The 24,322-nt window shown below is 60.3% G+C and carries 20 protein-coding genes and 2 pseudogenes; 5 read left to right on the top strand and 17 right to left on the bottom strand.

Annotated features, from left to right (window positions below; genetic code table 11):
- Positions 1–142: 142 nt before the first annotated feature.
- Positions 143–906, top strand: a pseudogene (locus ACZ9DP_RS15980) (TIM barrel protein).
- A 114-nt stretch (positions 907–1,020) separates the two neighbouring features.
- Here ACZ9DP_RS15980 and ACZ9DP_RS15975 read toward each other — a convergent pair.
- The 12 genes from ACZ9DP_RS15975 to ACZ9DP_RS15920 form a co-directional block, all read right to left on the bottom strand.
- A complete protein-coding gene (locus tag ACZ9DP_RS15975; RefSeq protein WP_039846210.1) occupies positions 1,021–2,745 on the bottom strand; it encodes an ABC transporter substrate-binding protein in 1,725 nt (574 codons plus the stop codon).
- Between the two features lie 78 nt (positions 2,746–2,823).
- Positions 2,824–3,105, bottom strand: coding sequence for a DUF2160 domain-containing protein (locus ACZ9DP_RS15970; RefSeq protein WP_476202874.1), 282 nt, complete (start codon positions 3,103–3,105; stop codon positions 2,824–2,826).
- Positions 3,106–3,116: 11 nt separating this feature from the next.
- Complete coding sequence (locus ACZ9DP_RS15965) at positions 3,117–3,944, bottom strand: carbohydrate ABC transporter permease (RefSeq protein WP_074069775.1); 828 nt, start codon at positions 3,942–3,944, stop codon at positions 3,117–3,119.
- A gap of 10 nt (positions 3,945–3,954) precedes the next feature.
- Positions 3,955–4,821, bottom strand: coding sequence for a carbohydrate ABC transporter permease (locus ACZ9DP_RS15960; RefSeq protein ID WP_074069776.1), 867 nt, complete (start codon positions 4,819–4,821; stop codon positions 3,955–3,957).
- Positions 4,822–4,823: 2 nt separating this feature from the next.
- Complete coding sequence (locus ACZ9DP_RS15955) at positions 4,824–5,894, bottom strand: ABC transporter ATP-binding protein (protein WP_476202872.1); 1,071 nt, start codon at positions 5,892–5,894, stop codon at positions 4,824–4,826.
- A 9-nt stretch (positions 5,895–5,903) separates the two neighbouring features.
- Entirely contained in the window at positions 5,904–6,983 is a 1,080-nt protein-coding gene (locus ACZ9DP_RS15950; RefSeq protein WP_074069778.1) for an ABC transporter ATP-binding protein, read from the bottom strand.
- Positions 6,984–7,025: 42 nt separating this feature from the next.
- Complete coding sequence (gene glpD / locus ACZ9DP_RS15945; protein WP_476202870.1) at positions 7,026–8,543, bottom strand: glycerol-3-phosphate dehydrogenase; 1,518 nt, start codon at positions 8,541–8,543, stop codon at positions 7,026–7,028.
- A gap of 203 nt (positions 8,544–8,746) precedes the next feature.
- On the bottom strand, positions 8,747–10,750 hold the full coding sequence (locus ACZ9DP_RS15940) for an aldo/keto reductase (protein ID WP_476202868.1): 2,004 nt from the start codon (positions 10,748–10,750) through the stop codon (positions 8,747–8,749).
- 42 nt (positions 10,751–10,792) lie between these two features.
- Positions 10,793–11,878, bottom strand: a complete 1,086-nt coding sequence (locus tag ACZ9DP_RS15935) for an ABC transporter ATP-binding protein (protein ID WP_194728279.1) — start codon at positions 11,876–11,878, stop codon at positions 10,793–10,795.
- Positions 11,879–11,891: 13 nt separating this feature from the next.
- Positions 11,892–12,734, bottom strand: coding sequence for a carbohydrate ABC transporter permease (locus ACZ9DP_RS15930; protein ID WP_022716007.1), 843 nt, complete (start codon positions 12,732–12,734; stop codon positions 11,892–11,894).
- Positions 12,731–13,591, bottom strand: a complete 861-nt coding sequence (locus ACZ9DP_RS15925) for a carbohydrate ABC transporter permease (protein WP_092587031.1) — start codon at positions 13,589–13,591, stop codon at positions 12,731–12,733. Before ACZ9DP_RS15925 ends, ACZ9DP_RS15930 begins: the two co-directional genes overlap by 4 nt.
- Before the next feature lie 74 nt (positions 13,592–13,665).
- The gene (locus tag ACZ9DP_RS15920) at positions 13,666–14,940 is read right to left on the bottom strand and encodes an ABC transporter substrate-binding protein (RefSeq protein WP_074069784.1); all 1,275 of its coding nucleotides are present in this window, start codon (positions 14,938–14,940) and stop codon (positions 13,666–13,668) included.
- 86 nt (positions 14,941–15,026) lie between these two features.
- Between ACZ9DP_RS15920 and ACZ9DP_RS15915 the strand changes: the two genes are divergently transcribed.
- The 3 genes and pseudogenes from ACZ9DP_RS15915 to ACZ9DP_RS15905 all read left to right on the top strand — a co-directional run bounded on the left by ACZ9DP_RS15915 (position 15,027) and on the right by ACZ9DP_RS15905 (position 19,668).
- Positions 15,027–15,938 (top strand): helix-turn-helix domain-containing protein, encoded by a 912-nt coding sequence (locus tag ACZ9DP_RS15915; protein WP_074069785.1) that lies wholly within the window; start codon positions 15,027–15,029, stop codon positions 15,936–15,938.
- A 44-nt stretch (positions 15,939–15,982) separates the two neighbouring features.
- Positions 15,983–16,343, top strand: a pseudogene (locus ACZ9DP_RS15910) (ISNCY family transposase); the annotation flags it as partial.
- A 175-nt stretch (positions 16,344–16,518) separates the two neighbouring features.
- Positions 16,519–19,668 (top strand): PAS domain S-box protein, encoded by a 3,150-nt coding sequence (locus tag ACZ9DP_RS15905; protein WP_476202866.1) that lies wholly within the window; start codon positions 16,519–16,521, stop codon positions 19,666–19,668.
- 67 nt (positions 19,669–19,735) lie between these two features.
- On the opposite strand, the gene ACZ9DP_RS15900 is transcribed toward ACZ9DP_RS15905, so the two are convergent.
- Positions 19,736–20,128: a response regulator transcription factor gene (locus ACZ9DP_RS15900; RefSeq protein WP_476202864.1), complete on the bottom strand. Its 393-nt coding sequence runs from the start codon at positions 20,126–20,128 to the stop codon at positions 19,736–19,738.
- A 441-nt stretch (positions 20,129–20,569) separates the two neighbouring features.
- Between ACZ9DP_RS15900 and ACZ9DP_RS15895 the strand changes: the two genes are divergently transcribed.
- Positions 20,570–21,205 (top strand): response regulator transcription factor, encoded by a 636-nt coding sequence (locus tag ACZ9DP_RS15895; protein ID WP_074070446.1) that lies wholly within the window; start codon positions 20,570–20,572, stop codon positions 21,203–21,205.
- Between the two features lie 54 nt (positions 21,206–21,259).
- Here the strand turns inward: ACZ9DP_RS15895 and ACZ9DP_RS15890 are convergent, their stop codons facing one another.
- The 4 genes from ACZ9DP_RS15890 to otnI all read right to left on the bottom strand — a co-directional run bounded on the left by ACZ9DP_RS15890 (position 21,260) and on the right by otnI (position 24,320).
- Complete coding sequence (locus ACZ9DP_RS15890) at positions 21,260–21,589, bottom strand: hypothetical protein (RefSeq protein WP_283069681.1); 330 nt, start codon at positions 21,587–21,589, stop codon at positions 21,260–21,262.
- Positions 21,590–21,600: 11 nt separating this feature from the next.
- Entirely contained in the window at positions 21,601–21,921 is a 321-nt protein-coding gene (locus tag ACZ9DP_RS15885) for a hypothetical protein (protein WP_074069789.1), read from the bottom strand.
- 338 nt (positions 21,922–22,259) lie between these two features.
- Positions 22,260–23,540 (bottom strand): 3-oxo-tetronate kinase, encoded by a 1,281-nt coding sequence (otnK, locus tag ACZ9DP_RS15880; protein ID WP_476202863.1) that lies wholly within the window; start codon positions 23,538–23,540, stop codon positions 22,260–22,262.
- A 3-nt stretch (positions 23,541–23,543) separates the two neighbouring features.
- Positions 23,544–24,320 carry a 2-oxo-tetronate isomerase gene (gene otnI, locus ACZ9DP_RS15875; protein WP_476202862.1) on the bottom strand — a complete coding sequence of 259 codons (777 nt, stop codon included), beginning with the start codon at positions 24,318–24,320 and terminating at the stop codon, positions 23,544–23,546.
- Positions 24,321–24,322 lie beyond the last annotated feature (2 nt).

Here is a 24,322-nt window from a genome sequence, read left to right as displayed (position 1 = left end):
GCGGCTTGTTCCCGGATGGAGCAAAAGCACCGGTTGTTTTTCTTGATGCCGCCGCAATCTGCTCGACCGATGGAAGCCGTTAAATCCGCATTGCCGCCTGCAGGCATTTGACGCGTTACTAAGGCACCAGGGAGGGACCATCATGCGCCAATACTCAGCCTGCATCGAATGGCTGTTCGCCGAACCCGGTGACCGTTTCGAAGACCGCATCTACCGCGCCAGGAAGGCCGGTTTGCCGGCAATCGAGTTCTGGCGTTGGACGGACAAGGATCTCGGCGCGATTTGCGCTGCCCTCAAGCAGACCGGCCTCGCCGTATCCAGCATCGTGACAGAGCCGATGATTCCGTTGACAGATGCCACCAACAAGCAAAAGTGGCTGGAAGGACTGGCTGCTTCGATAAAGGTCGCCCAGAGGCTCGCCGCTCCTATCCTCATTGCACAGGCAGGTGACGATCTCCCCGGCCGCTCGCGCCAGGAGCAGCGCCTTGCGCTGACGGCTGCGCTGCGCGCCGGCGCCGATGTCCTGAGGGGCACGGGTGTGCGCCTCGGCGTCGAGCCACTGAACACCCGCATCGACCATATCGGTTATTTTCTGGAATCCACCCGCGAAGGCCTCGAAATCGCTGACGAGATCGATCGCCCCGAAATCGGGATCGTCTACGATATCTACCATTCGGCGGTGATGATGAGCGAACGGAGGATGTGATCGGCGACCGGATTTCGCGCGTGTTTCATGTACACGTCGCAGACCACCCGGGTCGCAACGAACCCGGCTCGGGCCGCATCGATCTGGCGCACCGCCTCGACTGGCTGTTTGACAGAGGATACGCAGGACGCGTTGGAATGGAGTATCGGCCGCTTACGCAAGGCGTTATGGCGGTCAGAAATGCGATTGGCGTGCTTTGATAGAGATCCGCTGGCAAGCCGCGATGACGCCGCGCATATCGAAGCATACGGGTCGCGGCGGCCATTGCAGGGCGGGCCGGAAGCCTCGTTTCTTCCGACCCGCCCCGATGACGATCAGTTCGACTGCCAGCTCTTGACCAGTTCGTCGTAATTGACCGTTACCGGCTTCTCTTTCTCGTTCTCGACCTTCAATTGCGGAGCGAGGTTGCCCTTTGCGACGGCATCCTTGTTCCAGTATTCGAGATCCTGCTCTTCGGCGAGCTTCGGGCCGACATCGCCCTGGACGCCGGCGCGTTCCAGGCGCTGCAGTACCTTTTCCTGCTCGGCGCAAAGCGAATCCATGGCTTCCTGGGGGGTCTTCGCGCCCGACGAGGCATCGCCGATCGCCTGCCACCAGAGTTGTGCGAGCTTCGGATAGTCCGGCACGTTGGTGCCCGTCGGCGACCACTGCACGCGGGCGGGCGAGCGATAGAACTCGACCAGACCGCCGAGCTTCGGAGCGCGTTCGGTGAAGCTCTTGTCACGAATGGTGGACTCGCGAATGAACGTCAGCCCGACGTGGCTCTTCTTCACGTCGACCGTCTTCGACGTGACGAACTGAGCATAGAGCCAGGCGGCCTTGGCACGATCGTCCGGGGTCGACTTCATCAGCGTCCAGGAGCCGGCATCCTGGTACCCGAGCTTCATGCCGTCCTTCCAGTAGACGCCGTGCGGCGACGGGGCGAAGCGCCACTTCGGCGTGCCGTCCTCGTTCACGACCGGCAGGCCCTGCTTCACGAAGTCGGCGGTGAAGGCCGTGTACGTAAACATCTGCTGGGCGATCTCACCCTGCGACGGAACCGGGCCAGATTCGGAGAAGGTCATGCCCTGGGCTGCCGCCGGAGCGTAGGCCTTCATCCAATCCAGATACTTCTGGATCGAATAGACGGCTGCAGGACCGTTGGTGTCGCCGCCGCGTGCGACGCAAGAGCCGACTGGACGCGAGTTCTCGTCTACCTTGATGCCCCATTCGTCAACCGGCTTGCCATTCGGAATGCCTTTGTCGCCGTTGCCGGCCATGGAGAGCCAGGCGTCGGTGAAGCGCCAGCCGAGCGACGGATCCTTCTTGCCGTAGTCCATGTGGCCATAGACCTTCTTACCACCGACCTCACGTCCGGTGAAGAATTCAGCGATGTCCTCATAGGCCGACCAGTTGACCGGCACGCCGAGGTCGTAGCCGTACTTCGCCTTGAAGTCTGCCTTGTTCTTCTCGTCGTTGAACCAGTCGTAGCGGAACCAGTAGAGGTTCGCGAACTGCTGGTCGGGCAGCTGATAGAGCTTGCCGTCCGGCGCCGTCGTGAAGGACTTGCCGATGAAGTCGTCGATGTCGAGGTTGGGATTGGTGACGTCCTTCCCCTCGTTCGCCATGAAGTCGGTCAGACTGCGTGCCTGCTGATAGCGCCAGTGCGTACCGATGAGGTCCGAGTCGTTGATGTAGGCGTCGTAGATGTTTTCGCCTGACTGCATCTGCGTCTGCAGTTTTTCAACGACGTCGCCTTCGCCGATCAGATCGTGGGCGATCTTGATGCCGGTGATGGCGGTAAAGGCTGGTGCCAGCACCTTCGATTCATATTCGTGCGTTGTGATCGTTTCGGAGACAACCTTGATGTCCATGCCGGCGAAAGGCTTTGCCGCATCGACGAACCACTGCATTTCCTTTTCCTGGTCCGCACGGGAAATCGTCGAGAGATCGCCGACTTCCTTGTCCAGAAAGGCTTTCGCCTCATCCATGCCGGCATAGGCGGAGCCCGCCATGGCCAGCAAGATGCCTGCTGTTGTCGCTAGTAAATGCCGTCGCATAATATCCTCCCAGGGTTTGCGATTGCAGTCTTCACGTCTCAGGCGGCCAGTCCCCCGGCCATCTGTATTACCCTGCCGTCACACGTAGCGGAACACACCAATGGCGTAGACTACGGCGAGGGCAAGAGCCCACCACAGGTTGGGCCCGACAAGGCCCAGCCATGCGAGATGAATGAATGCTGCACCGAGCAGCGAAATGAAAAGCCGGTCACCGCGCGTCGTTTCGAAACGCAGCACGCCGACCCGCGGCGAGCCCCCGGGCGCGAAATATTCCCACACGCTCATGCAGATCAGCAGCACGAGGATCGTCAGGAAGAACAGTGCCGTGGGCAGCGTCCACGCCATCCAGGAAAAGTTCATATCAATCTCCCTCAAACGCGTCCAAGAGCAAAGCCCTTGGCGATATAGTTCCTGACGAAATAAATGACGAGCGCGCCCGGCACGATCGTCAGCACGCCGGCAGCAGCCAGCACGCCCCAATCCATGCCGGCCGCCGAAACGGTGCGCGTCATGATCGCCGAGATCGGCTTTGCAGCCGTGGTCGTCAGCGTGCGGGCAAGAAGCAGTTCGACCCACGAAAACATGAAGCAGAAGAAGGCTGCGACGCCGATGCCGCTTGCGATCAGCGGCATGAAGATCTTCACGAAGAAGCGCGGGAACGAATAGCCGTCGATATACGCAGTCTCGTCGATTTCCTTCGGCACACCCGACATGAAGCCTTCGAGGATCCACACCGCCAGCGGCACGTTGAAAAGGCAGTGCGCCAGAGCAACGGCAACATGCGTGTCGATGAGGCCGAACGCCGAATAGAGCTGGAAGAAAGGAAGCGCGAAGACGGCCGGCGGTGCCATCCTGTTCGTCAGCAGCCAGAAAAACAGGTGTTTGTCGCCGAGAAACCGGTAGCGCGAGAAGGCGTAGGCCGCCGGGAGCGCTGCAAGCACCGAGATCACCGTGTTCATCACGACGTAGATGATGGAATTGATATAGCCATTGTACCAGGAGGGATCGGTGAAGATCACCCTGTAGTTCCTGAGTGTCGGGTTCTGCGGCCAGAGCGAGAAGGCGCCGGTGATCTCGGCATTCTCCTTGAAGCTCATATTGATCAGCCAATAGATCGGCAGCAGCAGAAAGACGATATAGATCGTCGAGACGACCCAGGAGAAGTTGCCGGCGGGTTTGTATTTCATCGTGGTTTCCATGACCCTCTCCTCATGAATTCGCGTCGCTGCTGGTCATGACCGTGTAGAATATCCACGAGAGCAGCAGGATGATCAGGAAGTAGACGATCGACATGGCGGCTGCAGGTCCGAGGTCGAACTGGCCGACCGCCATCTTCACGAGATCGATGGAAAGGAATGTCGTGGAATTGCCCGGTCCGCCGCCGGTGACAACGAAGGGTTCGGTATAGATCATGAAGCTGTCCATGAAGCGCAGGAGCACCGCAATCAGCAGCACGCGCTTCATCTTCGGCAACTGGATATAGCGGAAGACGGACCAGCGCGAAGCGCCGTCTATCTTCGCAGCTTGATAGTACGCCTCCGGGATCGAAACGAGACCGGCATAGCAGAGCAGCACGACAAGGCTCGTCCAATGCCAAACATCCATGATGATGATCGTGATCCACGCATCGATAGGGTCGCGGACATAGTTGTAGTCGAGCCCCATCGCTTCCAGGCTGTGGCCGAGCAAGCCGATATCGACACGGCCGAAGACCTGCCAGATCGTGCCGACCACATTCCACGGGATGAGGAGGGGAAGCGACATCAGCACGAGGCAGACGGGAACGCCAATGCCTTTTTTGGGCATGTTGAGCGCGATGAAGATGCCAAGCGGGATTTCAAGCGCCAGGATGATGAAGGAGAACAGCAGGTTTCGTTGCAGGGCTTCCCAGAAGCGGTCGGAATGCAGGATGTCGTCGAACCAGTCGGTGCCGGCCCAAAAGAACTCGTTGTTGCCGAAGGTGTCCTGAACGGAATAGTTCACGACCGTCATCAGCGGAATGGCCGCCGAAAACGCGACGAGCAGCAATACCGGCAGGACGAGAAACCAGGCCTTGTTGTTCCAGGTCTTTTCCATGATCAGCCCTCCCTGCCGACCCGCCACGAACCGGCGTAGATGCTGATCGCATCCGGATCGAAGCTGACGCGCGCATCCGCTGGAATTTCCACATCTTCCCGCACGACGATGGCGATCGGCTGATCCGCAAACCGCGCGCGAACGATCTTTTGCCTGCCGATATCCTCGACCTTCGAAATCGAGACGGGCATGCCTTCACGGCCGAGGCGGATGAATTCGGGACGGATGCCAAGTTCGATCTTGGCCGCACCATTCGTTTTCGGCGCGTAGCCGAGATTGATCGTCTCACTGCCAACCTTGACGGTATTGCCGGCAACTTCCGCCGGCATGACATTCATCCCCGGCGAGCCAATGAAATAACCCACAAACGTGTGGCTCGGGCGTTCGAATAGTTCCGCCGGCGTGCCGATCTGCACGATTTCTCCCTCATACATGACGACGACCTTCTCGGCGAAGGTCAGCGCCTCCGTCTGGTCGTGGGTCACATAGACCATCGTGAAACCGAACTGCTTGTGCAGCCGCTTCAGCTGCGACCGCAGCACCCATTTCATGTGCGGATCGATAACGGTCAGCGGTTCATCGAAGAGAATGGCGTTGACGTCGTTTCGCACCAGACCGCGGCCAAGCGAAATTTTCTGTTTCTGATCGGCCGTAAGCCGTTGCGCCTTGCGCTTGGCCCAGTCCGCAAGATCGATCATCTCGAGAATTTCGCGAACGCGCCGATCGACGTCGGCCTCCGAAACACCCCGGTTGCGAAGCGGAAAAGCGAGATTGTCGTAGACCGTCATCGTGTCGTAGATGACGGGGAACTGGAAAACCTGCGCGATGTTGCGGGCTTGCGTCGATAGCATCGTTACGTCCTGGCCGCCGAACAGGATGCGCCCGTGCGAAGGCTGCAGCAGACCGGAGATGATGTTGAGAAGCGTTGTCTTTCCGCATCCTGACGGACCAAGAAGCGCATATGCGCCGCCGTCGGTCCACTCATGATCGACTTCCTTCAGGGCATAGTCCTTGTCCGTCTTCGGATTGGGTCCGTAGGCGTGGCGGATATGGTCGAGCGTGATCCGTGCCATTCTGTCCCCCTATGCCGCTAGCCGCGTGGCGGCGATGGCGCGGCCGTTCTCGCCGAACGCCATCAGATGACGCGTGTCCAGGAATACGTCGACATCCGTATCCGGCTCGATATCATGAATGCCGTGCGCTAGCATAACCCAGCGCACCCCTTCGTAATCCAGATGCACGAAGCTCTCGGAGCCGGTGATTTCGGAAATCTGCGTTCTGGCGCGAAGCTTGGGCGCATCAGCGGTCTGTGGTTCCAGCGCAAGATGATGCGGATGAAACGCGATGGTGACCGGACCGTCCGCGATTGCCGCAAGATGTGCCGGCACCGGAATACCGATTAGGCCATTATGCTGAAAGCTCGCGCCTGCTTTCGAAACCGAAATGAAATTCAGCGGTGGGTCGGCAAAGGTCTTGGCCGTCACCAGATCGGCGGGCCGGCGATAGACGGAAATCGTCGGACCGAATTGCGTCACGCTTCCCTGATCGAGGGTCGCGGTATTGCCGCCGAGCAGCAAGGCTTCCGAAGGTTCCGTCGTCGCATAGACGAAAATCGCGCCCGACTGGGAAAATATCCGCGGCAGTTCCTGGCGCAGTTCCTCGCGCAGCTTGTAGTCGAGATTGGCAAGCGGTTCGTCGAGCAGCACCAGACCTGCATTCTTGACAAGGGCGCGCGCAAGCGCAGTCCGCTGCTGCTGCCCGCCCGACAGGTTGAGCGGAGTACGCTCGAGATAAGGTGTCAGCTTCAGGAGTTCTGCCGCCTTGCGCACTTCCACATCGATCGTCTTCGCGTCCCGGCCAGCGATCCTGAGCGGCGAGGCGATATTCTCATAGACGGTAAATGCGGGGTAATTGATGAATTGCTGGTAGACCATCGCGACATTGCGCTTCTGCACCGGCACGCCGGTCACATCGGCGCCATCGAAATGGATGGAGCCGCTGGTTGGACGGTCAAGTCCAGCCATGAGGCGCATCAACGACGTCTTGCCGGAAAGCGTCGGTCCCAGCAGGACGTTCAGCGTACCCCTTTCAAGTGTCAGATCGGTCGGGTGAATATGGTATTCACCACCCACCATCTTAGCGGCATTCCGCAATTCAAGCATTCCGGTTCCCGTGCCTCCTCACGACGGGGACGACATGGCGCTTCATCCCGCAAGTTGCGCAGGGATCGCGGCCATGTACTCCTCCAATTTCTGTACTTCATCCAATTGCAGATATAGCCCGTTCTTGGTCCTTCGCCACAGGATGTCTTGAGCGGTGATGGCCCATTCGTTGCGGACGAGATAGCGGACCTCGGCCTCGTAGAGATCGGAACCGAAGCACTGGCCGAGATCAGCGATAGATTTGGCCTCTGCGAGCAGGCTTGCGGCGCGCGTGCCGTAGCGGCGCACCAGCCGGCGGGCATGGGCCTCGGCAAGGAACGGATAGTCCGCTTTCAGCTTGCTCACCTCGGCCGCATAGCCCTTGACCGGGAAATCGCCGCCCGGCAGATGGCTCCTCGCCGTCCACGGGCCGCCCTTCTTGCCGATTGCCTCGCCGATCTTTTCCAGCGCATGCTCCGACAGCCGCCGGTAGGTGGTCAGCTTGCCGCCGAAGACATTGAGTAGCGGCGCCTCGCCACCTTTGCCTTCGAGCTGCAGCACATAGTCGCGCGTCGCCTCCTGTGCCTTCGAGGCGCCGTCGTCATAGAGCGGCCGCACCGCCGAATAGCTCCAGACGATGTCGTCCGGGGTTACCGGCGCGTTGAAATATTCGCTGGCGGCGGCGCAGAGATAGCCGGTCTCCTCCGCAGAGATGCGCACGTCCTTGGGATCGCCGCTATAGTCGCGGTCGGTGGTGCCGATCAGCGTGAAGTCGTCCTCATAGGGGATGGCGAAGATGATGCGGTTGTCGGGGTTCTGGAAGAAATAGGCGCGCGGCCCCTCGAACTTCTTCTTGACGACGATGTGGCTGCCCTGCACCAAGCGCACATGGCGGGCCTCGGTCTCGCCAAGGGCTGCACGCAGCACCTGGTCGACCCAGGGACCGGCGGCATTGACCAGCATGCGGGCCTGATGCCGGCGCCTTTCGCCGGTCAGCATATCGCAGCTGTCGATTTCCCACAGACCGTTGTCGCGCCGCGCCGCCACCACCTTGGTGCGCGGCATGATCAGCGCACCGCGGTCGGCGGCATCGCGGGCGTTGAGCACCACCAGCCGGGCATCGTCGACCCAGCCGTCGGAATATTCGAAGGCCTTGGCAAACACCGGCTTCAGCGGCCGGCCCGCCGGATCGCGGCGCAGGTTCAGCACGGCGGTCGGCGGCAAAAGCCTGCGGCCGCCAAGATGGTCGTAGAAAAACAGCCCCAGCCTGATCAGCCAGGCCGGCCGGATGCCGCCCTTGTGATAGGGCAGCACGAAGCGCAGCGGCCAGATGATGTGCGGCGACATCGCCCACAGCACCTCGCGCTCCATCAGCGATTCGCGCACCAGCCGGAACTCGTAATGCTCCAGATAGCGCAAGCCCCCATGGATCAGCTTCGTCGCCCCAGACGACGTGCCAGAGGCAAAGTCGCCCATCTCCGCCAGCGCCACCGAATAGCCGCGTCCAGCAGCATCCCGGCAAATGCCGCAGCCGTTGATCCCGCCGCCAATCACGAAAAGGTCGTGATGTGTTTGGCCCACTTTACCCCTCCCCGTGCGCCGTCGTCGATTTGCACAACAGCACAAATCGAAAGTTTCTGAAGTAAAAACGAAAACCATTCGCGTGTCAAACGAATGTTTCTCGCATCAAGGCAGGATAAGAAAAAGCCGCTACCCGATCAGGTAGCGGCGTATTATGAAGCGGATGAGAGTGTAGGAAACCCGGCATGAACCAGGCTGATTTCCTAGCCCTCCAGCCACTTTACCTGTTCGGGCGTAAGCTCGATGTCGAGGGCCGAAAGACTATCTTCCAGTTCGGCGATCGTGCGCGGGCCGATCAGCGGAATGACTGGGAACGGCTGGGCGATCACATAGGCGAGCGCGATATGGATCGGGTTTCGGCCGAGCTTATTTGCCAGTTCATTCGCGCGGTCGCGGCGTCCGAAATTGCGATCGGAATACCAGCAGCGGACGATTTCCTCATCGTCGTGCTTGTCGCGTCCTGCCCGGTCGGTGAAGAAGCCGCGGCCCTGGCTGGACCATGCGAAGTTCGGAATCTGCTGTTCGTTCAGCCACTTCTTCCATTCGTCGTCCGAGGCCGCGACGCATCCAGCCCAGATCGGATCGAGCATTTCGGCCAGCGAAAAGTTATTGGAAAGCGCCGCAGGCGCTTTCTTGCCGGTCTTTGCCGCATAGGCCATTGCCTCGTCCATCCGCTCACGGGTCCAGTTCGAGCCGCCGAAAATCCCGCGGATGCGGCCGCGATTGACTTCGGCATCCATGGCATCGACGAACTCTCCCACCGGAATACCGGTATTGTCCCGATGCATGAAGTAGATGTCGACATAGTCCGTCTTCAACCGCTCGAGCGACTGATCGAGTTGCTTGGCGATCATGTCCGGGTAGCAGAGCGGCGAATGCGCCCCCTTGCCGATCAGCACGATCTCGTCACGCGAAACATTGCGGCTTGTGTGCCAATCGCCGAAGATACTCTCCGTCTTGCCGCTTCCGTAAACATAGGCCGTGTCGAAGACGTTGCCGCCCGCCTCGTAGAAGGCATCGAGCGTCAGCGAGGCGGCCGCAAAGTCCGGAAAGAACTCGAATCCAAGCGTTACGACGGAGGCCGGTTTAGAGATGCCTGGTATCTGGCGCTGCGGAATGCTGCTGCCAGGCCGGACTGCTCCGCCCGCAATATTCGTGGTTCGCTTTGACGCCTTCTCGACACCAAATTCGAGGCCGACAGAGGCCCGCCATTTGTCGAGAACGCGAAGATTGCCGGTGGAATCGGCCCAACTCATGCCCGGCGAAGCGAATTCCTTCTCGCCGGCGCGGATTGCATCTCCAGCCGCGTCGACTTCGAAGGAATAGAGCCAGCGGTCTTCCTTGACCTCGATCGTTTCCTGCTCGGCTCCCTTGAAAATCTCGATCGTGCCAACGCCGCCCTTGTGACCTGAGGCGAACCAGAAATCCTTGATCTCGATGCGGCCTTCGGAGCCGATGACGCGAAGCGTATTGTCCTGCTGGGCCATGATGGAGCAGGAGACTTCGGCAATGATGCCGTTTTGGAATTTCAAGACGGCGGAGGCCCATTCGTCTACGCCGGACTGTCCGAGGTGCGCCACGCCAAAAACCTTCTCCGGCTCGAGGAACGGCTTGCCTTCAACCGCGCCGGCGATCAGCCGCGCCATCGAGACGGGGTAGCCACCGACATCCAGAATGCCGCCGCCTGCCGTATCGTTGGCGAACAATCGATGCTCGGGCTTGAAGCCGCCCATGTTGAAACCGAAGCTTGAGCGGATGATGCGCACCGTGCCGATCACGCCGCTTTTCACCAGTTCGACGATCTTCGCCGTCTGGGGATGCAGGCGGTACATGAAGCCCTCGCCAGCAAAGACACCGGCCTTGCGCGCTTCATGGTAGATCGCATCCGCATCGAAGGCCGAAAGCGCAATCGGCTTTTCCACCAGCACATGCTTGCCAGCGCGAATCGCCTTGATCGCCCACTCGGCATGACCGGTATGCGGGGTGGCTATATAGACGGCGTCGATCTCCGGATCGGTCAGCAGCGCGTCATAGCCTTTAACGATGCGGGCGCCGGGAAAGCCATCGCCAAGGCCGGGCTTTTCCGGATTGCGGCTCGCGATCGCCACCAGTTTACCCGTACGCGAATGGGCAATGCCGTCTGCAAAGGTGCGGGCGATGGTGCCGGGGCCGATGATGCCCCAGCGGATCGGTTGCTCTGAACTCATGACTATTCCTCTTTCGTATCTTCGTCTTGGGAGCGGATTTCGTCAGCGCAAGCGATTGCCTGCGCTGTCGAACAGGAAGGTGCGTTTTGCCGATAGCGCGACGGTGAGCGTGTCGCGATCAGCTGCAGAACGGGATTCCGGACGTTCGATGATGAGTGGCTGGCCGCCCGCAGCGGTCGCATAGATGTAGCTGGTATTGCCGAGGTGTTCGGCAACATCGACCGCGACAGTGAGGTCGGCGTCGCCACTGCCCTGGTCGGCAAAATGCTCGGGCCGCACGCCGAGCGTTACTTGCGCCCCTTTTTCGGTTGCCGCCAAAACCGGCAGCGTCAGGCGGACGTTCCTGTCGCCCGCCAAGGCGACTGTCACGTTCGATGCATCGCGTTCAACAACCTCTGCCGCCAGAAAATTCATCTTCGGCGAACCGACGAAACCGGCGACGAACTGGTTAGCCGGATCGTCGTAAAGATCGAGCGGCGCGCCGATCTGCTCGATGTTGCCGGCACGCAGCACGACGATTTTGTCAGCAAGCGTCATTGCCTCCGTCTGATCGTGCGTGACATAGATCATCGTCGCGCCGAGCTGCTTGTGCAGCCTGGAGATTTCCACCCGCATCTGCACGCGCAGTTCTGCATCGAGGTTCGAGAGCGGTTCATCGAAGAGGAAGACCTCGGGCTCGCGAACGATGGCGCGGCCGATCGCAACACGCTGGCGCTGGCCACCGGAGAGTTGCTTGGGGCGGCGTTCCATCAATTCCTTGATCTGCAGGATCTCGGCGGCGTGGCGCACCCGTTTCTCGGTATCCTCTTTCGGGTTGCCGTTCATGCGCAGGCCGAAAGAGAGGTTGTCTGCTACCGTCATATGCGGGTAGAGCGCATAGGACTGGAAAACCATCGCGATGCCGCGGTCGGCGGGCTCGACATTGTTGACGACCCTGCCGCCGATCGTGATCTCGCCCTCCGAGATATCTTCGAGGCCGGCGATCATCCTAAGCAGGGTGGATTTTCCACAGCCCGAAGGGCCGACGAAGACGACGAACTCGCCGTCCTTCACGTCGAGATTGGCGCCATGGATCACGCCGAAGGCGCCAAAGCGTTTTACAACATTCCTGAGTGAAAGCTCCGCCATGCGGCCTCCCCTATTATTTGATTGCGCCGGCCGCGATGCCGGCGATGAAGTGGCGCTGCAACAGCACGAAGACGACGAGGATCGGCGCGGTCAGCAACATCGCACCCGCCATGATGCCGCCCCAGGAGACCTTGGTGAGGCCGATCAGCGTTCCAAGAGCCACCGGCGCCGTCATCATTCCGGGCCTGGAATTGATGAGCAGCGGCCAGAGATAGTTGTTCCAGGATGCCAGGAAGAGAATGATCGAGAGCGCCGCCATTGTCGGACGGGCAAGCGGCAAGGCGATGCGCAGGAAGATCTGCCACTCCTTGACGCCTTCGACGCGGGCGGCATCGAAGAGCTCGTTCGGCATCATCGAGAAGGACTGGCGCATGAAGAGCACGCCCAGCGAATTGAAGAGCGGCGGGACGATCAGCGCCACCCAGGTATTCGCCAGCTTGAATTCACGCGCCACCATGATGAATTGCGGGATCACGACGACGGCGAAAGGCAGGGTGATCGTGCCGAGAATGATGGCTGTGACGACGGAGCGGCCGGCGAATCGATAGCGGGCAAGCGCCCAGCCGGCCATCGATGTCAGGAGCACCGACAAGAAGGTGTAGATGACCGCGACGGTGATCGAGATGAACATCGCCCGAAGAAAATTCGTATCGGCCTCCAGGTTCCTGAAATTCTCAACGAAATTCGTCGACGGCCAGAGCACGATGTCCGGGCTGAAAATGCCATTGTCCGGCATGGTCGAGAAGACGAACATCATCCAGAGCGGAAAGAGCCAGATGATGGCAAGCGGCGTCAGCACGATATGCAGCGCAATCTTGCGCATCAAGAGGGACTGCGACTTGGACCTCGACTTCATTTCGGCTCCCTCCCCACCCAGAGATTGAAAAGCGAAATCGCAATCGCCAATGCGGCTATCGTGTAGGCGATCGCCGACGCGTAGCCGAAATTCAGCGATGTGAAGCCCTGCCGGTAAAGAAGCAGGCCGAGCGTTTCCGTGCCCCCGCCGGGGCCGCCGCGATTGGTAATGAGGAAGGGTTCGGTGAAAAGCTGCATCGTGCCGATCACCGACAGCACCACGCAGAAGAGGACGATCGGCTTCAGGAGCGGCAGGGTGATGTGAAAGAACTGCTGTACCTTGCTGACGCGATCGAGCGTCGCAGCCTCGTAGACATCCTCAGGGATCGACTGCAAGCCGGCTAAGATGATGATCGCGTTATAGCCGGCCCAGCGCCAGGTAACGGCGATTATGACGAGGGCCATCGCCGCGTTCGCATTGTCGAACCAGGAAACGGGAGCGATGCCGACCGAACCGATCAGCTTGTTGACGATGCCGAAGTCGATGCTGAACATCAGCCGGAAGACGGCGGCATAGGCGACCTCGCCGACGACGACGGGCGCGAAGAAGGCGAAGCGGAAAAGAGGCCGCGCCTTCAGCAGCGGCGAATTTAAGAGCACCGCCATGACGGTTGCAAGCGCAATCATCACCGGTACCTGGATGACCAGGATGATCAGCGTGTTGTAGAGCGCGTTATAGAAAGCCGGATCGCCGAAAAGGCGCCCCCAATTCGACGCAAGGCTGAATTTCCAGGGATTGACGCGCGTATTCTGGAACGAAATCAAGAACGAGTTGATGATCGGCCAGACCCAGAAGGTCGCGAAGACCAGCAGATAGGGCGCAAGGAACGCATAGGCGCTCCGGGTCCTGAACGGCATTTATTTCCTCCTCACAAGCGAAACGAGCCACCTTGTAGGTGAATGCCGGGCGCGCCAGGCGCCCGGCCGGTTGCTCATTCTGCGATCGGAAGGCCGGTCGCCGAGGCGATCTGGTTGGCCGCATCGTCAAGTGCAGCTTTCGCATCCGGATAACCGCCCGCGAAATACTTCGTCTGCGCTGCCTTGTAGATCGCGTCCGCATCGCTCTGAAACGCCGTCCCGCGGCTCGGCACGATCTTCGGCAGCGTCGAAAGGATATCTGCCCAGACCTTCTGCCCGCCCCAGTAAGGCAGCGGCTCGTTGACGAAAGGATCCTGGACCGCCGACAGCAGCGAAGGGACGAGGCCGAAGGACTTCAGCATCGTGACCTGGCCCTCATTGGTTGCCAGCGCATAGTTCAGATAGGCCCAGGCCGCTTCCTTGTTTTCGGAATTGGCGTTGATGGCGAGCGACGAACCGCCGAGGTTTGCGGCATGCGGGCCGTCAGCCGTGAGGCTCGGCATCATGTAGACGCCCCATTTGCCGGAAAGGTCCGGCGAGCCTGAGCGTATCGTGCCCTCGTACCAGCCGCCATACATCTGGCTTGCGACCTTGCCGGCGGTATTGGCCTGGATTTTCTGGTCCCAGATGGCGGCTGTCAGCGTACCGGCGTCCTTCATCTGCTTGACCTTTTCGAGGGTCGCGACGCAGGCCGGCCGGTTGATCGTGATCGTCTGGCCGTCGGTGGAGAAATAGCCGCAGCCCTGCTCGTTGGCGATCATCCGGAACCATTCGCTATCGCCGTTGAAATCCGCCTGGGCCATGACGACGCCGGGATTGGCTTCGGAAATCTTCTTACCGGCGGCGATGAAATCGTCCCAATTCTTGATCGTTGCCGGATCGACGCCGGCCTTTTCATAGAAATCGCGGCGGTAAAAGACGGCGACCGGGCCGGAATCCCACGGCATCGCATAGGCGACGTCATCCACCTCCAGCTCGGTGCGTTTGAAGTCCGGGAATTTCGCCTGGATTTCCGCCGTATAGCCGAGATCCTTCAGGTTGGCGAAGCAGTCCGGGAAGCGGTTCCAGAAGATTTCCGCCTCGAAATTTTCGATCGTCACGATGTCCGGCAGGCCGTCGCCGCCGGCTGCGCAGCCGGCAAGTGTCTTGTCGAAGACTTGGCTGTTCCCGAGGTCTTCGACCGTGACCTTGATATCGGGATATTGCTTGTTGAAGCCTTCGAGCGTGGATTTCAGCGCCGATGCCGCGACGTTCCAGCTCCAGATGGTGAGATTGCCCGACTGCGCGAATGCGGAACCGGAAGAAAGCAGTGCGACCGCAGCGGTCGCACCGATAAGTTTGAAGCGCATTGAAAATCCTCCCTTTTCAATTGCCGTCCTTTAGCGAACGTGGCTAAGTTATCTGTAAGGGAGCCGCTGTCTCCTAAAAAGGGAATATCAATTTGGCGGAAAGTAAGGTTGCCAGCAGAGCCATCTATCAACCGGGCGCAAGCAGCATCGAAGGCTCGCCGACAGAGCTGCAGCTGTTTCATGCTCATCCACCGGTGATGGCGATGCCGCACTGGCATGCGCAGGTGGAGGTGAATTACATCATGCGGGGCACTGTGCATTACCGCATGAACGATCACGAAATGACGCTAAAGGCTGGCGACATGTGCCTCTTCTGGGGCGGCCAGCCGCATCAGATGGATGAATCCTCGGAAGATTCGCTCTACGCAGGTGCCCATTTGCCGCTTGTCTATTTCTTCCGCCTCCGCCTGCCCGCTGAAATCTCCAGCCGCCTGATGAAGGGCTCGACGCTGTTGACGTCTGCCACCGATGCCGCGGACAAAGAGAACTTTTCCCGCTGGTTCCGCTACGCGAATTCGGGCAATCCGGCAAAGGCGCAGCATGCCGTCGACGAGTTGCTGCTCCGTATCGAGCGCATCGCATTCGAACCCTATTCGATGACGGTGGTCGGCTACGGTGGAACGGATGCCGATCAGCCCCATGCGCAACCGTCACGCAGCATAGTCAGGATGTGCGATTTCATCGCCGCCAATTTCATGGAGGACATCGACACCGTCGATATCGCCCGGGCGGCGGACCTGCATCCGAAATATGCAATGAACGTCTTCAAGAAATCGACTGGAATGACGCTCAGCAAATATCTCAATCTGCTGCGCCTCTCCCGCGCCCAGGCATTGCTGATGGCCGACGATACCAATGTGCTTCAGGTGGCGATGGACAGCGGTTTCGGCTCCATCAGCGCCTTCAACAAATCCTTCCGCCACATCGCCGGCATGTCTCCGTCGGACTTCCGAAGAGACATTCGCCTCGCCACATCCAGCGGCGCACCGGCAAGCTAGACTGGTTCCGTCCATAAACATAAACTTCTAAAACGGTGTGAAGAATCACGATATTGCCGGGCGTAAAGCCCGAACAGGAGATCGGTCGTGAATTGAAGGCGATGTCGCAATGGTCGGATGAGCATCGCGATCTGCCCGGGCTGGTGACGCGGGAACTACGCCCGGCATGGTCTCAAGGAGACCACCCATTGGGGGATGTCGGCCGAGGCAGTGCCGCGCTGCGCATTGCTCAAGCATCGCCAGTTGAGTTGTCAGGAGTTGGCGTTCCATGTGGAAGTGTCCGCCCCGTTCCGGGCTTTTGCCCGACAGCCGTGGGGGCGGAGCCCGAGGAAGTCTGTCCTACACAAGACGATCAGCGCGATCCGGCCACAAACCCTTGAAGAGATCAACCGGGTGCTGGTGGCTCGTAGAGGTCTCAACCGGCATGCCGGGATAGATCTGACCCGCCTTGAGCCAACCCTGAACCATCCCCGGCCCGCGCCAGGCCAGATCAGCGAGACCCGGATTGCGAGCGCCCAGCCATAGGAGCAATATAAGGAACACATAATATTCATCTGGCCGTCTGGGGAACTCGGCGATCATGTTACGGAATCACTTAATCCTCGCCGTCGCCGGCGTCGTTCTCGTTTTAAGTCTAGTCCTGGCCGGTCTATGGATCTGGACGGGAAACGTCATCGTCTCGATCATGTCCGAGCGCCTGATCCGAGAGGTGACGCATGCTGTGCATCGCGACGTCGGTCATTTGGTGCGCGGCGCCGACAAAGCGGTTTCCCGGTTGGCCAATGGTCTTGTTCGTCACGACCTATCGCCCGGCGACCCAGATGCTGTCGCACAGGAGCTCCATGCATTGCTGGCCGAGGAACCCGATGTCGACTGGATGTTTTTCGGCAACGAGGCCGGCGGGATGGTTTCGGTCGGGCGATTGGCAGATTCAAGCGTCGTGTTTCTGATCACCGATAAATTTCGCGCAGGCGTCGTGCGCGAGTTCGAAGCACTGCCAAGCGGCAGGATCGGCCGATTGCGGAAGTCGGAAGGCGCGATCGATGCACGCCGGAGGATTTGGTACGCGCAGGCCAAGGAGACGGGCAAGCGATACTGGACCGAGCCCTATCTCGGTGTGGCCGAGCCGATCTTGGGCATCTCGCTCTCCGTCCCGGTCTTCAACAAGAACCGCAACTTCGTCGGGGTGTGCGGGATCGATCTCATCCTCACTCAGCTTTCCAGGTTCTTGCAGACGCTCGAAATCGGCGACAACGGCAGGGCTTTCATCATCGATGCCACCGGACATTTGATTGGCGCGTCGGGAGGAGTATCACCCGTCACCATCGGCGCCGACGGCGGGCACCTGCGCCTGCAGGCATCAGAGGCGACCGATCCCATCGTTCGCGAAACCGCCCGCTACCTTCGTCGGTACCCTGGCATCGCCGGGTCCTCGTCACCCGGACCGCACGTGTTTTCCTTCAGTGACCCCGAGGGCGGCAGGATCTATGCGGCTGTCGATCGCGCCGCTGTCACCGGCGCGCTTAACTGGACCATCATCTCAGCGGTGCCAGCTTCGGATTTCCTGATGCCTGTATATCGTGCGGCCTATCTCTCGATAGGCGTCGGAACGGTCATCGTCGCTGTCTTCGGGGTCCTCGGACTAGGGCTGGTCGGTCGCACGTTGCGGCCGCTGACTGCCTTGACGCAGGCGGCGCACGCGATTGCAAACGGCGAATGGCGAGACGTGCCCAAGGTTCGTCGAAACGATGAGGTCGGCCTGCTTGCCCAGGCGTTCGCTCTCATGACCTTCCGTCTCAAGGAGACATTGGAGGGCCTGCGTCGAAGCGAGGCCAACTTCGCAGAAGCGCAACACGTTGCCCATGTCGGCTATTGGGAACGTGACCTCGGCACAGACTGTCTTACCTGGTCAGACGAGACATACCGCATCTTTGGGCTGACGCCGCGCGCAGACACGGTGGTCAGTCTTGCCGAAGCGGTTGAGCGGATCCATCCAGAGGATCGCTCGAGCTGGAGCAAGGCCGCGGCAGAGGCCGTGCGTGGCGAATCTCGCTACGACTTGGAGTACCGCATCGTCCGGCCCAGCGGCGAGCTGCGCATCGTTCACAGCCAGGGCGATCTAACAAGGGACGCGTCGGGACGGCCGCACAGCATGTTTGGTACGATCCAGGACGTTACCGAGCGCAAGCGGGTGGAAGAAGCGCTGCGGGACAGCGAGGAGCAGTGGAGAGCCGTATTCGAGAACAATCCGACGATGTACTTCATGGTGGACGCGAGTGGCACCGTCGTGTCTGTGAATCCCTTTGGGGCGGAGCAGCTTGGGTACACGGTCGACGAACTGATCAACCGACCCGTACAGGACATCTTTCACGAGGCAGACCGAGAAACCGTCCAGAGGCATGCGGCCGCCTGTCTCGAACATCTCGGCCGAGCCATGAGCTGGGAACTGCGCAAGATACGCAAGGACGGCTCGATGCTCTGGGTCCGCGAGACGGCCCGAGCGATGGTGATCAAGAAGCGACCTGTCATCCTGATCGTGTGCGAGGACATCACCGAGCGCAAGCGCGCCGAAGAGGCCGCCCGGCGGAGTGAAGAAGAGCTTCGCGAGGTCATCGAGACAGTTCCGGCGATGGTGTGGACCGCCTTGCCCGACGGCCGTGTCGATTTCATCAATCGGCGTTGGCAGGAGTTCACAGGCTTGTCCCTGGACGCAACGGCAAGAGCGAGCTGGGGCGCGGAAGCCCGATTTCACCCCGACGACCTTGAGCAGTATATGTCCAGGTGGCGTGCCTCCTTGACCACGGGCCACCCGTTCGAGGTTGAGGTGCGGATCCGTCGGGCGGCCGACGGCGAATATCGCTGGTGGTTTGAAAATGCCGTGCCGCTGCACGATGAGCACCGAAACATTCTCAAATGGTATGGGTTTCTCGTCGACATTGAAGATCGCAAGCGGGCCGAGGAGGCCCTGCAGAAGGCGCAGGCCGAGCTCGCGCATGTCGCGCGCGTGACGACGATGGGCGCCCTGACCTCCTCCATCGCCCACGAGGTTAACCAGCCGCTCGCCGCCGTGGTCGCCAACGCCAACGCCGCCCTGCATTGGCTCGCCAGCCAGCCCCCCAACCTCGACGAGGCGCGGGAGACGGTGACGCGCATCGTCCGTGACGGGCACCGGGCCGGCGAAGTCATCGGCCGGGTGCGCGCGCTCCTGAAGAAGACAGCCACTGTCACGGCGCAGGTGGACCTGAACGGCCTCGTCGAAGATTCGGTAGCCCTCGTCCAAGGTGAGATACGCCGCCATCGGATCCTGCTACGGACCGAGTTGGCTAACGACCTCCCGCGCGTTGCGGGCGACCGGGTGCAATTGCAGCAGGTAATCCTAAACCTGGTGATGAACGGCGTCGAGGCGATGAAGACGATCGCGGACCGGCCACGCAAGCTGCTGATCAGGTCCATACTCGACGCATCCGGGGCCGTGCTGGTCGAAGTGCAGGACACCGGCGTCGGATTGGAACCGCAGAGTGTGGAGCGGGTGTTCGAGGCGTTTTACACGACGAAGGCAGAGGGTCTGGGCATGGGCTTGGCCATCTGCCGGTCGATCATCGAGGCGCACGGGGGGCGGCTGTGGGCCAGGCCGAATGAGCCTTGGGGAGCTGTGTTTCAATTCACCCTGCCTTCAGCCCCGGACGAGAGCGCTCCTGGCGAGCACCCCGGCCTAACGCCGGCAGTGTGAGGTGGCGGGTCCTGGCGACACCTCATGCATCACCGTCGACGTGCAGCCTGGCGTCTGCAGCCCCTCATCAATCATTGTCGCCCTCGCTACCGCGCGCTAGCGCAGAACGGATGCACTTCAGCAGATCCTGCTCGCCAAACGGCTTTGCCAGATAGCCGACAATGTCCGGACCCAACCCACGCGCGTGCACATTCTCGTTCGGATAGGCAGTGATCAGAACGGTCGGAATGCTCTCGCCCAACGCAACGAGGCTGCGGTGCAGATCAAGCCCACTCATTCCGGGCATATGGATGTCCGTTACCAGGCAGGCCGTGCGGTTTAGATGGGGGAATTTCAAGAAATCATCGGCGGATGAAAAAGCCTCGGCATCAAATCCCAGCGACCTCATGAGTCCCTTGGTGGCCTCGCGCATCGACTGGTCATCATCGACGATCGCAATTAGAGGCTTCTTCGTTGGCACTGCTGCCTCCAAATTCGCGATAGGCGTTATTGCAGAAATCTAGGTGTGGTCGCGGCTGTAAGATACATCAGCCTGCAGGGGCGACAAAGGCATAGGGAGCTATACGATGGTATAGATTGTTTACGACTTGTCGTCGCGAAGAGCCGATCTCGCCAGGATGAGTTTTTGGTCCAGCTGGCTGCCGGCTTGGCGTGCGGGCGATGGCAGGAGGTGCAACGCCTTAGCCGGCAGCCCGATCCCATCATAACTGGCCTTGTGGCTGAGGGAATTAGGGCGCATTCTGATGTGCGAGAAAGCTTCGGTTCGGCACCGGCTGAGGAGAGAGGGGAGTGTTCTCATTGCGGCATCGCCACTCTGTCGGTTGGGCTCGCCCCGATGCCGCAGCAGCGGGTGCAGACACCGCGTGTCCGCAAGAGCCGGCTCCCCCTGAGGTGCGCTGACATGAGGGAGGTGCCAGCAACCGCCATCGTCATCGATGATGATCCGGCGATCCGCGAGGCGCTTGGCAGCCTGCTGCGATCCGTCGGTTTCGACGTGAAACTCCTCGCCTCTGTGGACGACTTCCTCAAGTCTGGACGACCCAACGGGCCGACCTGCCTCGTGCTGGATGTGCGGCTGCCGGGACAAAGCGGTCTTGAATTTCAACGAGAGTTATCGCGGAGAAATATTCAGCTGCCGATCGTCTTCATCACCGGGCATGGCGACATTCCCATGTCCGTCCAGGCGATGAAAGGGGGCGCGATTGAGTTCCTGACGAAACCGTTCCGCGAGCAGGATCTACTCGACGCCGTTCACGTCGGCCTGGCGCGCGACCGCGCTTGGATTGAGAATGAAAAAGCGTTGGCGAAGTTGCGTGCGAGTTTTGATAGCCTGACCCCGCGGGAGCGCGAGGTGATGGCTATGGTGGTGATTGGTCGGCTAAATAAACAGATCGCCGCCGATCTGGGCGTGAGCGAAATTACCGTAAAGGTTCATCGCAGCCAGGTCATGCAGAAGATGCGTGCCAAGTCCTTGCCCGAACTCGCCCTCATGGCGGACAAGCTGAAGCTCGAGCCAGGAAAGCCGCAAGGCTCTTAGGTCCGCCCGGCCAATCCTCCCGACAAAAGAGTCCTTGGAGGGCACCGCTTGACCTTAATGTATCGTCACGGAATGCTGCGAAAGGCAAAGCTCCTCAAAGTCCTCTACAAGGCGGACAAGCCCGAGCGAGTAGCACAAAAGACCGAACCGCGTCCCAGTCGCGTACAGGGTAAATGCAGATGTCCGGGATTGCAAAGCTTGCCCCCCGAGAGGCGCGATTGTTTCGCGCGGCATGACGGAAAACCTCATCAAATGCGCTTCAGGGTCCAAATTCGGCACTAATGGATAGTCTCGCGGCATCTGGATCGGATAACCTGATGCTATCGTCCAGCCTTCTGACATGCGCTGCAGATCGATTTCGATGCGGTTGAGGTCTTGTGTCATGGTGACAATCCTTAAAAGGAGCGCGGAGGAACGAACAGGCAAATGGTGCGACCCGTGGGCTCGCCGGCCACCGTGCATTGGTGAAACTGCCCGTCCGGACTGTTCTTGATGCGAGTATCCAGTGGCGTTATGAGCTCCCCAGTGAGCTTGATGACATATCCGCGGGGGCCTTCGAGGACCAATTGATCGTGGATCTCGCGGCAATCCATCCCGCTGCAGCACGAAAACGGATATGTCCATCCGTGCGGCTGTGCCGCCGTTGGCGTCGCATCATGCGCCACTGCCGGAGCAGCGATCACGACTGCAAAGAAAATAGCTGCTGCCTTGCTCATGATCCGCACCTCGATGGTGAATTGAACCAGCTTCGGTTTCGAAGCTTCCCATTCGAAAGATTGAGCCGCTGTGAAATAGCATTTCCGTCTTTTCGGGCGGCTCCGCCTCCCCGATGTGCCGCCCGTCCATTCATGGCGCTTTGGGAAACGGCCCCGGGGGAGAATGCATACTGACGATAGCAGCACGTTGTCGGACCTGCCTATTGATCAGGAGGAAGGATCAGATACCAACGAGGAAGGGATGACTTATACGAGGGTCTAGGTGCGCTTTTACGCGGGACTAGATAGTACCCCCCAAGAACCGACGTCGATGGAAGTCCTCGACCCGATGACCAAGGTCAGTGCATCATTGCTAGCGCAGCCGTGAAGAAATCCTCGCCTCCGAAGTTTCCGGATTTCAGAGCAAGAAGCATGTCGCCCTGCTTATTGCCGACCGTTCGCAACACCGGTACACCAGGCGCGATTTCCAGGCCGATCAGAAATGCTGGAATGGCGAGCCTGTCGACCGCTGCGCCGGAGGTTTCGCCGCCGGCGATCACCAGGCGCCGCACGCCTCTTGTCACAAGTTCCTCGGCAATGATCGACGTCGCGGTTTCGATCGCGTGGCCCGAGGCGTCCCGTCCGTATTGCGATTGCAGCCGGGAAACGGTTTCCGTCGACGCGCTCGCTGCGACGACGACGGGGCCGGCGGAAATGCGCTCTCCGGCCCAGGAAATCGCCGCGGACATCTCCTCGGGGCCGGCAAGCAGTTTTTCCGGATCGAGCCGCAGAACGGGCAACGACCGTTCGGCGACGTCTAGCTGCCGGAGCGTTGCGCTGGAGCAGCTGCCGGCAACGATCGCGGCAAGCCCGCCCACGGGGCGCATGGCGTCAGCAGTTGCTGCGGTCGTGGAGGATACCCGGCCTGAGCGCGTAAGGGCGCGGGCGAGACCAAGACCGAGGCCCGATGCGCCGGTAGACACCGGTGTCTGGAGCGCCACCTCGCCGAGCGTTTCAAGATCGTGTTCGAAGATCGCATCCGCGATCGCGGCGGTCGCGCCCGCGGCGCGCAGAGCCTCAAGCCGCGCCTTTACCGCACCGGCTCCGGCCGAGACCGTTGCCAGATCGACGATATCGACCGCACCGCGCGACTGCCGGGCCATGACGCGCACCAAATTGGCATCATGCATTGGATTGAGGGGGTGATCCTTTAGCGGGCTTTCGTTCAGCGGTTGCCCGCCGACAAAGAGGTGACCGAGATAGACGGTGCGTCCAGTTTCCGGAAAGGCGGGCGTAACCAGCACCGTGCCGCCGCCGGCAGCATTGTTCAGCGCCTCCGTCACCGGACCGATATTGCCGGCATCGGTCGAATCGAAGGTCGAGCAAACCTTGTAAAGCACATGGGCCGCCCCGCGCTTGCGCAGCCATCGTTCGGCCTCCGTCGCCGCAGCCACGGCGTCAGCGGCCGCGACGGAGCGAATTTTCATGGAGACGACGACTGCGTCGACATCCGGCAGCACCAGCGACGGGTCGGGAATGCCGACGGTCTGCACGGTGCGAAGACCGTTCTTCGTTAGCGTGTTGGCAAGGTCTGACGCGCCGGTGTAATCGTCGGCGATCGATCCGAGCAGGATGGTCATCCGCTAGCTCCTTGCAAAAGGTCTGAACCAGTCGAGGCCGTCCAGCGTCTGGCCCCGGGGGATATATTCGCAGCCTACAAAGCCGCCGTAACCGAGCCGGTCAATTTCCTCGAACAAATAGGGGTAGTTTAGCTCCTCCCCGTCCGGCTCATTGCGCGACGGCACGCTAGCAACCTGGATATGGCCGGTCATCGGCAGCAGCCGGCGCAACCCCATGACCACGTCGCCATGCAGGATCTGGCGGTGATAGACGTCGAACTGAAGCTTTAGATTGGGCAGGCCGAGGTCGGTGATGAACCGCTCAGCGGCACCGAAATCATTGAGGAAATATCCCGGCATGTTTCGTCCGTTGATGGGCTCAATCAACAGATCGATACCGTTCTCTCCGAGCCGCGCCGCAGTGTAGGCCACGGAATGCCGATAGCAGGTTGCGGCCTCTGTATCAGAGGGCTCGACAAGCCCTGCCATCAGATGCAGCCGCTTTGCGCCGGTCGCCGCCGCATAGTCCAGTGCCTGTTCCACGTCAGACTTCAATTCGTCGAACCGCCCAGGAAGAGCTGCGATACCACGCTCGCCCGCTATCCAATCACCCGGCGGCAGATTGAACAGTGCCTGCCGCAGGTTGTTGCGGGTTAGCCGTTCGGCGATCGCGTCCGGCGGGGCTTCATAGGGAAAAAGATATTCGACGGCGGCAAATCCGGCATCCGCTGCAGCATTGAAGCGATCGAGGAACGACCATTCGTTAAACATCATCGTCAGGTTGGCCGCGAAAATGGGCATAC

The organism is Rhizobium sp. USDA 4016, from assembly GCF_056279705.1.
This window is presented reverse-complemented; position numbering and strand designations above follow the sequence as displayed.